General features: G+C 52.5%; 9 protein-coding genes. 5 read left to right on the top strand and 4 right to left on the bottom strand.

Annotated features, from left to right (window positions below; genetic code table 11):
- Position 1 precedes the first annotated feature (1 nt).
- Together PsAD37_RS05670 and PsAD37_RS05665 are read right to left on the bottom strand one after the other, a co-directional pair.
- On the bottom strand, positions 2–823 hold the full coding sequence (locus tag PsAD37_RS05670) for a carbohydrate ABC transporter permease (protein WP_063295350.1): 822 nt from the start codon (positions 821–823) through the stop codon (positions 2–4).
- A gap of 256 nt (positions 824–1,079) precedes the next feature.
- Positions 1,080–2,270, bottom strand: coding sequence for an ABC transporter substrate-binding protein (locus PsAD37_RS05665; RefSeq protein WP_057464807.1), 1,191 nt, complete (start codon positions 2,268–2,270; stop codon positions 1,080–1,082).
- 212 nt (positions 2,271–2,482) lie between these two features.
- On the opposite strand from PsAD37_RS05665, the gene PsAD37_RS05660 reads away from it, so the two are divergent.
- From PsAD37_RS05660 to PsAD37_RS05640, 4 genes are all read left to right on the top strand, one after another.
- A complete protein-coding gene (locus PsAD37_RS05660; protein ID WP_063295320.1) occupies positions 2,483–3,289 on the top strand; it encodes an IclR family transcriptional regulator in 807 nt (268 codons plus the stop codon).
- 73 nt (positions 3,290–3,362) lie between these two features.
- Complete coding sequence (locus PsAD37_RS05655; protein WP_063295319.1) at positions 3,363–4,454, top strand: ABC transporter ATP-binding protein; 1,092 nt, start codon at positions 3,363–3,365, stop codon at positions 4,452–4,454.
- Positions 4,455–5,267: 813 nt separating this feature from the next.
- Positions 5,268–5,918 (top strand): hypothetical protein, encoded by a 651-nt coding sequence (locus PsAD37_RS05645; RefSeq protein ID WP_063295317.1) that lies wholly within the window; start codon positions 5,268–5,270, stop codon positions 5,916–5,918.
- 2 nt (positions 5,919–5,920) lie between these two features.
- Positions 5,921–7,969 carry an Rv1355c family protein gene (locus PsAD37_RS05640; protein WP_063295316.1) on the top strand — a complete coding sequence of 683 codons (2,049 nt, stop codon included), beginning with the start codon at positions 5,921–5,923 and terminating at the stop codon, positions 7,967–7,969.
- Positions 7,970–8,445: 476 nt separating this feature from the next.
- Here PsAD37_RS05640 and PsAD37_RS05635 read toward each other — a convergent pair whose 3' ends face one another.
- Together PsAD37_RS05635 and PsAD37_RS05630 are read right to left on the bottom strand one after the other, a co-directional pair.
- On the bottom strand, positions 8,446–8,949 hold the full coding sequence (locus tag PsAD37_RS05635) for a GNAT family N-acetyltransferase (RefSeq protein ID WP_063295315.1): 504 nt from the start codon (positions 8,947–8,949) through the stop codon (positions 8,446–8,448).
- Complete coding sequence (locus PsAD37_RS05630) at positions 8,949–10,493, bottom strand: class I adenylate-forming enzyme family protein (RefSeq protein ID WP_063295314.1); 1,545 nt, start codon at positions 10,491–10,493, stop codon at positions 8,949–8,951. The genes PsAD37_RS05635 and PsAD37_RS05630 overlap by 1 nt, the downstream gene beginning before the upstream one ends.
- 327 nt (positions 10,494–10,820) lie before the next feature.
- Between PsAD37_RS05630 and PsAD37_RS05625 the strand changes: the two genes are divergently transcribed.
- Complete coding sequence (locus tag PsAD37_RS05625; protein ID WP_063295313.1) at positions 10,821–11,483, top strand: DUF4386 family protein; 663 nt, start codon at positions 10,821–10,823, stop codon at positions 11,481–11,483.
- Positions 11,484–11,765 lie beyond the last annotated feature (282 nt).

Raw genomic sequence — 11,765 nt, 5'->3', positions numbered from 1 at the left:
CTTAGTAGCCCTCCCTTTCATCTTTCAGCATACGCACGATAAACAGCGTGATGAACACCATCATGATGGCGAAGAGCACAACTGCGATGGACGCACCGTAGCCCATGCGGAAGCCGTATTCAGACAGTGCTTGCTCGTACATGTAATAGGAGAGCACGCGGCTGGAACCGTACGGGCCGCCGCTGGTCATGATGGAGACCAGATCAAACGAGCGCAGGGCGCCGATGATTGTGACGACAACTGCAATGAAGGTGGCCGGACGTAGCTGCGGGATGATGATATACCAAAGCATCTTCCAGCCTTTGGCCCCATCCAGTCGTGCCGCTTCAATCTGGTCTGGTGAGACGTTGTTGAGGCCCGTCAGGTACAGGATCATGCAGTATGCGATCTGCGGCCAAAGGCCGGCGACGATGATGCCGTAGGTGACAAAGCGTTCATCAGCAAGGATGGCAATGCCTTCTATGCCCACAAACTCCAGCAGTTTGGTGAACAAACCGAAGTTGGGTGCATAAAACCACGAGAAGATGAGGCCGACGACAATCTGACTGATGACAAACGGGAAGAAAAACAGAGATTTATAAATACGAATACCAGTCACAGTCTGATTGAGAAAAATCGCAATCAGCAGCCCGGCAGGTACCGCCAGCATGTACAGCACGAGCCACAACACGTTGTTGTACAGCGCGGTGTAAAATGCCTCGTCATCTATAAGCTCAATATAGTTTGCAATGCCGATGAATGTTTTGACGCCGATGCCATCCCACTCATACAAACTGATCCAGAGTGACTGGCCGATTGGCGCGATCACATAGACCAAAAACATCACAACACCCGGCGCTAAAAACAGCCAGGGTGCAAGTTTGCGCTGGTTGGCAATCCACTTTGAAGATCTGGTTTTGCTGGCGCCTGATGTGGCAGGTCCTCCAGAAAACTTTGGTGAGTTTCCGGAAGATACAGGAGCCAAGGCCTGCTCGCTCATCTATGTCCTCCTGCAGAAGATCATGCTTCTGCGCTATTCATTCCTAGAGCATAGGGCGGCGAAATCTTCCGCCACCCTACTTAAGAATTCCGCTTATCTACTACTTGTAGACGCGGGTCCGGATCTTCTCGAGACGGTCCAGAATGGCGTCAGCACGCTCTGGCTTCACCATGAATTCCTGGAAGCCTTCCATGCCAGCTTTTGCCATTGCTGCCGGAGCATCACGGTCGTAGAACTGCGCCAGCGCGTACGCATTGGAGAGCATGTCGAAGCCCTGTTGCAGGATGCGCTCTTCAGGACGCTCTGCACCGGAGTTTACTGGCAGCTGACCGAGTGTGACGTTTGTTGCTGTCTGCACATCTGCACGTGCCATGTAAGCAAGGAACTTCTTCGCATCTTCCTTGTTTTTGGCGTTTGCCGGAATGTGAATGGTGTCAGTTGGAGCATCTTCAGCCATTGGAATGCCTGGTGTGATTTCCGGGAACTGCATGAAGCCGATCTGCTCTTCCTTCAGGCCCCCGTTTTTGAACACGTCAACTGCGAAGTTGCCCATCAGGTACATTGCTGCTTTGCCCTGCACGAGTGCTGGTACAGCTTCCTGCCAGTCCAAAGCCGCATGGTTTGCGTTGTAGTAGCCTGGCTTAACCAGTTCTGCCCACTTGTCGAAAGTCGCTTTCACACGCGGGTCGGTGTAAGGCACCTTGCCTGCGGTGAGGTCCATGTGGAACTCGTAGCCGTTGACACGCAGGTTCATGTAATCAAACCAGCCGCCTGTTGGCCAAAGTGCTTTTGTGCCGATTGTGAACGGGTCAATGCCAGCTGCTTTGAGCTTTGCGGACGCTGCAACCAGCTCGTCCCAGCTGGTTGGAACAGCAATGCCCTTCTCTTCAAAGATATCTTTGCGGTAGTAGATGCCCCACTGGTAGTAGGTGTAGGGCACACCCCATTTTTTGCCATCAATGGTCATGGATGCGGCGGCTGATTTCAGCTGCTCGTTAAGGCCATTTTCTTCCCAGACATCCGAGACGTCTTCAAACAGGCCAGCATTGACGAATGGTGCCATGCGGTTGCCTGCGTACCATGTTGCCAGATCTGGCGCGTCTGCTGTGAGGAAGTTGCGGATGGAGGTTTTATAGCCCTCCTTATGCATCGTGTTGACGATGACGTTCACGTCCGGGTTCTCCTTGGAGAAGCCTGCAACGATGTCTTCAAATGCTTTCTTTGGAGCAGGATCAGTCTGATCAAGATTGATAACCAAATCACCTGCTGCATACGCTGAACTTGTAATCATAAATGCCGCTGCGAACCCGCCCGCAGCTGTTTTGCAAAAATTAAACACCCTAAACCTCCCAGTTAAAGCAATCAAAAAAGTTCCATTCAATGAAACTTTGTTTTGACCATTGAAATTGTCGCGTGGTAATGCATAATTGTCAACCGAAGGAACTAAGAAGGGATCTGTATGAAAATTGCAGATTTCCGGAACGGGTAAGGAAACAGCAGGAAATGGGCGCACAAACCCTGAGTATCCCTGAGGAAACTGAGCAAGACCTCACGAGCCCCATCTCTAAGGCACTGGTGGTGCTGGACGCAGTTGCGCTTGCGGAATCACCCCCACGGTTTGTGGAGCTTTTGAATGCTTTGCCGCTGAGCCGGGCCACGTTGCACCGTCAATTGCGGCAATTGGTGAAGGAAGGCATGCTGGTGCATGATGAGGTGCATCAGACTTACTCCATTGGCATGCGCGTGCTGCGACTGGCCCATTCTGCCTGGAGCCGAGCAAGCCTTGCCAGTGTGGCGCGGGATACGCTGGACACGCTGAGCACGCAAATTCCGGAGACCATCCATCTGGCTGTGCTGGACAACAATCAGGTGCTTTACGTGGACAAGCGATTGCCGCCGCGCAGCGTTTCCATGTTCTCCAGCCCCGGCAAGATTGGTCCGGCCTACTGCACTGGCGTGGGCAAAGCGATGCTTTCTGCGCTTCCTGAGGCGCGGCTTGTTGAGGCGATCAAGGCGCAATCATTCCAGCGCCATACCGATAAGACGCTGGTGAACGAGACAATGCTGTGTGATGAGCTGGCTCGTATCCGTGAGCGCGGGCATGCTTATGATGATGAGGAGCATGAAGGCACTATCATTTGTGTGGCCTTGCCGATCCTGAACAAGCGCGGGGAGCCGATTGGTGCACTTTCAGTGACCAGCACGACCTATGTGACCTCACTCGACACCATGGTCGAAACCTATTTGCCAGCCATGAAGGCGGCGACCATTGAGATTTCAGCAAACGCTCAGATTGCACTGGGTGTTTGATTTCGTTTTTGACTTGCGGTGCTTGGGGAGGCCCTTGCTCAGATATTGAAGATACTTTTCGGGAGGGGAACAGATGACCGCAGTTGTGTTGCGCGATCTAAAGAAGAGTTATGGCGACACGCAGGTGATCCACGGTGTGGACCTCGACATTGAGGAGGGCGAGTTTGTTGTTTTCGTTGGCCCCTCTGGCTGCGGAAAATCCACCTTGTTGCGGACCATCGCCGGATTGGAGACCAGCAACAGTGGAACCATCCATATTGCGGATGAGGATGTGACGGACATCGATCCCTCCCAGCGCGGCATTGCCATGGTGTTCCAGAGCTACGCGCTCTACCCGCACATGACAGTTGCGGAGAACATGGGCTTTGGCCTGAAGATGACCGGTCATCCCAAAGCCGAGATCAAGCGGCAGGTGGATGAAGCAGCGCGTATTTTAAAGCTGGAAGAGTATCTGGACCGTCACCCGAAAGCGCTTTCCGGCGGCCAACGGCAGCGCGTGGCGATTGGCCGGGCGATTGTCCGCAATCCGAAGGTCTTCCTGTTTGACGAACCGCTTTCCAACCTTGATGCAGAGCTTCGCGTGCAAATGCGCATTGAGCTTGCCAAACTGCACAAGGACGTGGCAGCCACGATGATCTACGTGACCCACGATCAAGTGGAGGCCATGACACTGGCTGACAAGATTGTGGTGCTGGAAGGTGGTTACATCCGGCAGGTAGGCAAGCCGTTGGAGCTTTACGATAACCCCGCAAACCAGTTCGTGGCAGGCTTTATCGGTTCTCCCAAGATGAACTTCCTGAGTGGTAAGGCTGTACGCTCAACCGATGCCGGACTAGAGATCTCCGTATCCGGTTTTGACGGGCAGACGCTGGTCGTGCCGGGGATCACCTCCTCCGTGGTGGAGGGCGCAATGGTGAGCGTTGGCATTCGCCCGGAACACTTTGTGGTCGGCTCAGGTGAAGGCGGCGTTGGCGCCGATGTGAGCGTGTCACTGGTCGAGAACCTTGGCGAAACCAGCTACGCCTATTGCACCTTGCCCGGAGGCGTTCAGGTCATTGCAGAAAGCCGCGGCAACCGCCTTGAGCAAAACAGCAACACCCTGCACCTGACCCTGCCCGCCTCACGAGCATTGCTGTTCAAGCCCGATGGCGAGCGGTTGCGTTGAGGGACATGATGTGCGTTGACCTGCGGTTGCCAGCCAGCATGATTTGCCTTCACTTGTGAAACTCGGTCGAAGCGGATTTTCACTGTAAGTATGAGAATTCAGGTAAACTAAATGAAGTTGTTCGCATCAAAGGATAACAACGGAACTTTTGGTGGTTATGCTATCAAAGGGAAAGGTAGTTTAATACAAAACAGCTGGCATCACTCTCGCAGTACATTTGTCATCACATTGTAACGCAAAAACGAAAACTCAACTTCAGGCAAATAGAGCTACAGATGACGGCCACACGAGCCATAGATGCAATCCATGGCTCCTGGAAACCTGGGCTTCAAATCACTAACAATGATTGGTTGAATACCATCTGCGAACAGAGTGTTTACGCCTTAGATCAGCATAAGAAAAGCAAAAAAGATCAAGGTCATGCCATCGTAGGATTAAAGCTGTACTTCAGGACATGAGGCTAATGAACCGTACCATAGTGCTCCCCACAAAAAAATAGCAAAGACAATTCCTAGCCAGTTGGCGAGTATATCCCACCTACCGCTAAACCCAACTTTTTTGCTGCTGCTGTCTATGTAGTCTACAAGATGACCACATAATCAGATGCTGTTCTGTAGCCCTGTAAAGACCTCTTGCAATTTCTGTCTCCTGACGGAATTTATAAGCAATTTGTATAAAACCCTACCCCAATAAACATTAGTATGAATGCATAGCATCATATTCTTTTAAGAAATAATATCTGTGAAACGAATCTCTAGAGGGGCTGATCCCAAAAGCCGCTTCAGATGCATCTCCAAGACTGGCAGGGCTGGGGTGACAAATCAAATCCACTATCACGATGAAACAACGGGATTAACTTTGGTTCTGGCAGAGGCAAAGACTTCACCGGAATTGTGGCAGGCGTTTCTGGCTGGTGCGCGTCGGCGCTACAAGCTCTACGATGCAGAAGAAATGGTTTTTGCTTCACAAACTGCGGTTTTGAGGGGAATTGAGAGGTTTTCCGTTGTGATGCTGGATGGCAGGCCAATCGCCGGGGCCAGGACCCGGGGGGCTCTTGGCGAAAATGACCTTCCGGTTTGTAAGGAGCTTGATGGTTTCCCTGCTTTCGAAATGATCCACAACAAGGTTCGGTCGCGCCTGAGCGAAGGTGTTCTGGAAGGCAAGACCGGATGGATGGATAACGAGTTTCGTGGTGACAGCACATCGATTGCCCCACTTTTGGTCGCGGGCCTTTATCTGCAGTTGCCTCAAACGGGCTGCCGCTGGATCGTTGCTGCCCTTTCACCATTCTCAGTTCCGGTTTTCACCCGCTATGGCGGGGTAATGGACAGTGATATCAAGCCGGTTCCCTTCCCCAAGCCTGATATTCTCACAGGTGTAGTTTGGTTTGACAGGAACCGTCTTGAAGCACAGATCGCCAAGTTCCTACCAGTCTCACATAGCATGAATGCAGGATGTTTTTGACGATGACAACACTATGGAAGCCAGAGATCCTTGACCCGGCAAATGTCAGCGATGCCGCACGCATTAAAGAGTTGATGTCAGATTCTGTTCAGCTTGTTGATCACGGTCCAGCCTTGCAGGATGAAATTGGCAAGTGCCTGCCGGACGTGAAAGAAGTCTCATACCGCATAGTTTACTACCCGTGGCGCAATCTTGCGCTGCGCCTACCAGAAGCGGGTGCATTTCATGGCATCCGTGAAAACCGGAATAGATTGAAAATCGATGATCATGCGGCGGAACTTATTCATGCAGCGCGCGTGGGGATCGTTGGGCTTTCAACTGGCTACGCGATTGCAATAGCGATGGTTTCTCTTGGGTTCCAGCGCTTTCGGCTTGCAGATTTCGATGCGTTGGAGCTGACTAATCTTAATCGCATTCCTGCCTCCCTCATGGATATTGGTCTCAATAAATGCGTTTCCGCAGCGCGGCGCATGGCTGAGATCAATCCCTATTGTGACATTGAGATCTATCAGGACGGAGTAAACCCTGACAATTGCACTGATTTCGTGGCTGGGCTCGATCAATTGATCGAAGTTTGTGACAGCTTTTCCATTAAGGTGGCTCTTCGCGAAACCTGCCGTACAGCGCGTGTTCCCGTCATCATGAATACTTCTGACCGCTGCATGTTAGATGTGGAACGTTATGATCAAGAGCCCGAGCGTGCCTTGTTTCATGGTCTTGCTGGCGATTTGAATGTTGCAACCCTCTCAAATATGGGAGCTGATGAGCGCGTGGGGCTTGCTTTGCGGATCATCGTTGCCGACAATGTTTCGACCGGGTTGGGCGCTTCGTTGTTCGAGATTGATCGGACCCTGCAAACCTGGCCGCAACTCTCCAGTGATGTTACCTCAGGTGCGGGAGCGGTGGTGGATATTGCCCGGCATATCGCGGTCGGCCTGCCCGTGGCCTCGGGGCGGTCATTTGGTCAATCTTATCTCGACCTTGTTCAACCTGAGCCAGACTACGCGTCGTTCCCTTCTGCCCCGCCGCGCGATACCAATTGTGCAACCGGCGATTTAAAACGGGATATGATCGCTGCTGCAAAACTGGCCCCGTCCGGGGGCAATGCTCAACGCTGGCATTTCGAGTGGCAGGATAACCAGCTTGAACTTGCAGTCAGCGACGGGGTGCAGGTTGCCATGGACATTGACCAACGTGGTAGTCTGGTTGCGGTGGGGGCTGCCTGGATGAATGCCCGTGCACTGGCTGCCTCCCGGCGATCACTTGGGGATGCCCGATTGAGTTCAGGTGATCGTGCACTGGTAGAACTGGGTGACGGCGACGGTGGTTTGCCCAACTATCTGGCTGAGTTTATACCAAGGCGAATGACCAATCGGCGGCATCTGGAAGCCCGTGGTCTTTCAGTGGAAGACATAGCCGCGCTCAAAAATGCTGCCTGGGCTGAGGGCGGAGAGCTTGTTCTGTTTGAGGGGGAAGCACGTAACAGCTATGCCAATTTTCTGGCACGAGCCGAGCGACTGAGGTTTCTTTCACCGCAATTGCATGATGATCTGGCCCGCGAACTGGTCTGGCCTGGAGAAGAGCCGGTCCGTCAGGGACTTGATGTGCGAACACTTGAGCTGAGCCCACCCGATCTTGAAAAGGTGAAGCTTGCCATGCGTCCAGATATTATGGCAGCGCTTCGGGAACGGAACCTTGGGGCCGCCCTCGGTGATCCAGTAAAAGATGCTTTTGCGGCTGCCGGACTGGGGTTTGTGATTACGATTGAGGGTGAAGGGCAAGAGGCCTATATGCGCGGAGGTGCCGCGCTGCAGCGTGTTTGGCTCGAGGCTACCTGCCGGAGGCTCTGGGCGCAGCCATGGTCGCCCTGTTTCCTTTATGCGCAAACAGGAGATGAGGCGGCATCACTAATGCCTGAAGAGTTAAAGGTTGAAGCCAGAGCTTTGCACGAAGAGTGGGTGGAAACTGTTGGTCTTGGCGCTCGTAAGGCAGTCTTATCATTGCGTATGGGATATGGGGCTCCGCCAACTGCCGTAAGTATGCGTGAGTAATCCCAAAAAGCTATGGCAACTCGGACGATGTTCGCTCCCGCAATCATAATTGGCCCATTGGGTACATAGCTGTCGTTATTTGAAACCCGTTTGCTCGCCCAAGTGTTTTTGTTCAGGTTAGAAAAGAGTTATATAGAGGTAGTCTCGTGTATTTGCGCACGTTGACGGTCAGATTGAAATGAAATATTTTAGCCGGATCTCAGCTTGCCTTAGGAACAGCAAACCAATCTTTTGTTTGTCCTCCCTTTATCAAAAGCAAAAGTGGACGCCCTGCTCAAACGCAAGTTTTGTGAGCGTAGCAATGCTCCGGCTTATAACATCACTCTGGCAGGGAACTTGCCAAGTAAGTTCGTAGGTCCACTTTGGTCACCCAACGCCTCTCTACACCGCGAAGAGTTAGACACTGTCGAACTTCCGTGAAGGGCTCAGCATGAAAGAGTTTCCCACACCCACGAAGGCATGCCTGAGGGAAGACCTCAGGCGATTTCTTCTGCGTAGAATGGGAGATGTTTGCGGAGGCGGATGTAGGTGATTTCGCATTTGAGGTCTTCGTCGAACTTGGTGGCCTCGCGCACATCCTCGTATCTCATGTGGTGATAGAGACCCAGAGCGCGTTCGTTCTGGATGAGGACAGAGATTTCTGCGGTGTGGTAGCCACGGGCGGCGATGCGGCGTTCGGCTTCTTCTGCCAGCGCAGTGCCCAGTCCGCTGCTCTCATAGTCCGGATCAATCCAGAGATCGGTGATGAAGTTGTCGGCATGCTCTGTGGCTGCGAAACCGAGCACGCGATCTTCTTTGACTGCCACTACAATCTGATCCAGACGGGCACTTGCAAAATCGGTGAAGGAGGCCTTGCTCATGGTTTCGTGAGCAACCTGTGGCACGTGGGGGCCGATGCCCCGTTTCCATGAGGCGAGACCGACCTCTCCGATCTGCGGGATATCTTTTGAGCGAGCACTACGAATTTCAAAGGACTTCATCAGACTGATCCACCTCTCTGCGAGCCTTTCAACATCTCTCGCAAGTCTCGCTTAAGGATCTTGCCGTAATTGTTTTTGGGCAACTGATCCATGGCGACATATTGCTTCGGACGCTTGAAACGCGCGATGTTATCAATGCAAAGCTGATCCAGCTCTACAAAATCGACGGTCTTTCCCTTCTCTGGCGAGATGATTGCCACCACCTCTTCGTCCCACTCCTCATGAAACCGACCGACTACAGCGACTTCAGATACATCCGGATGCAGCAGAAGGATCTCTTCCACTTCGCGAGGATAGATATTGGACCCACCCGAGATAATCATATCTTTCGAGCGGTCGTGCATGGTGAGAAACCCATCCTCATCCAGCGCACCCATGTCGCCTGTTTTCAACCAACCATCGATAATCGTGGAAGCGGTTGCTTCCTCATTGTGCCAGTAGCCTAGCATGACCGCCGAACCTGACACGACAATCTCGCCAATATCACCGACGGGCAGGTCTTTCATGTCCTCTCCTACCACACGGACGTTCGAGACGACTTGAGCTACCCCAACTGATTTCAATCTTCCTTCCCAACTGGGATGTTTTCTGTCGCAGACCTGCTCACGACTGAGAACCGTGATCCCCATCGGGCATTCACCCTGACCATAGATCTGCGCAAAGCGTGGGCCGAGAACGTCAACGGCCTCAACGATATCAGCGAAGTACATTGGACCGCCAGCATAGATGATGGTGTCCAGCCCCTCACCTGTTGCGCCTGAGGCTTTGGCAACTTCCACCAGCCTGTGCACCATTGAGGGTGCTGCAAACATGGCGATCCTGCCAATCTGCGGGGCGACCTCCAGAATCTCTGCAGCGTCAAACCCACCAGAGACCGGGCAAACGTGGCGGCCACCGGCCACAACGTGCATGAAACTGTAAATGCCTGCACCGTGAGACATGGGAGCAGCGTAAAGCGTGGCGTCTTCGTGCGTTGGTGTGCCGATGCCTGCATAATAACCGAGCATCATGCTTTGGATATTTTGCGAAGACATCATCACCCCTTTGGGTCGGCCTGTTGTGCCGGAGGTGTAAAACAGCCAGATCATGTCCTGCGCATCAATGGGCACCGGCTGCGCCAAAGGCTCTGCGGAGAGCATCTGTTTGTAGCTGTCCTGATCCACCGAGATGACCTTGGTTTTAGACTGATCAATCTCCTTGATCAGATCCTCCCCCACATCATCAGAGATGAAAACGGCAGTGGCCTCCGCGTTCGCGATGATCCATGCCGCTTCTTTGGGATGCAACTTGGCATTGATCGGGATTGCAGCAGCACCGGACCACCAGATGCCGTAGCTGGCTTCAAGGTACTCCGTGCGGTTCTTCATGAAGATGGCAACGCGATCGCCCTTGGCTACACTGTAGTTGTTTTGCAGTGCCCCTGCGATGGCTGCGGAGCGCGCGCCGAACTCGCCATAGGTCGCTACGAGCTGCGTTCCGTGAAAGAGCGCAGGTGCGTCCGGTGTTATTCTGGCTGTACGGGCCAGCCACTCTGCCAGGTTCATTCGGTCTCCCCCTCAAATCAGATTGCTTTCCTCAAAAGCAATCCTGCTGCCGCCGTCTCATCGCCTTGTAGTTTATGACGATAACGCACTGTTCACTCACGTATTGTTATTGGTCTGGGAGCGTTGTGGTGACGAAATTTGGTTGGCAGCTTCACTCAAACTTTAAGATGCGCATACTATAGTTTTTTGCAAGTCTGGGTATACGCCTCTTGTTTAACGCAATTTCTAAGTTTACGCTGCGGCTTTCTGCACTTTACATTTCTTTGCTGCACAGAACATCCCATGTTCTGCATAAATTCAACTAGTGGTTTTAAAAGGACGCCTGTGATGAACCTTCAAAAAGCTGGCGGAATAGCATCTCTTATTGAAGCGGCCACCTACATCATTGGCTTTGCTCTTTTAACGACTTTACTGGCAGATGCTGGCTTTGGCGAAGACGGCAGTGATGCGAACTTGCTGGCATTCATCGTTTCCAATCAGAGCCTTATGTATCTCTGGAATTTCATCATCTACATCGTCAATGCAGTGTTTCTGGTAGTGCTGGTGATTGCGCTGCATGACCGGCTGAAAGCTGCAACACCGGGGCTCTCTCAGGTTGCTGCTGCTTTCGGGTTGATCTGGGCGGGTCTGATTTTGGCCAGTGGCATGCTGGCCAACATTTCTCTGGCAGAAGTGTCAGCGCTCTATGCACTGGACCATGACGAAGCACTGGTGATGTGGGCAACCTTGAACAATGTGCAGGAAGGCATTGGCGGCGGCAACGAGATCACGGGTGGCTTGTGGGTGTTGCTGCTGGGCTGGGCCGGCTTGCGTGGCTCCAGTCTTTCCAAGGGACTTGGCTGGCTTGGCATTATCATCGGTCTGGCAGGGATTGCCACAGTCATTCCGGGCATGAGCGATCTGGGCGGTATCATCTTCGGCCTTGGCTTCATTCTCTGGTTCATCTGGGCAGGTATCTATCTGCTCAGACATGGTGAAACCTCTGCTTAAGCCGGTAGCAGAGTGGCCTGAGCGACCAACGCACTCTCAATGAAATTTGGACAAGCTAAGTCCGTCAGACAATGAAGTGCTACTATCTCAATTAAAACAACACGTTACATGATGCAAAATCTTCTTGAGGTTCGACACAATCATATTTTTGGGAAGGAGTATGACTGAAAACCGGAATGTGCATGCACAGAGAACAGCATTTAAGCCAGTGTTACTGACATCTCATTACAGGCTTTAGAGAGCGAATAAAAGCAATGCTTAACTCTAAGCTAGTCGATTAAA

The sequence above is a fragment of the Pseudovibrio sp. Ad37 genome (assembly GCF_001623075.1).
In the GTDB taxonomy this organism is placed as follows: Bacteria; Pseudomonadota; Alphaproteobacteria; order Rhizobiales; family Stappiaceae; genus Pseudovibrio.
The sequence above is the reverse complement of the archived record's forward strand: the minus strand, read 5'-3'. Positions and strand labels throughout refer to the sequence as shown.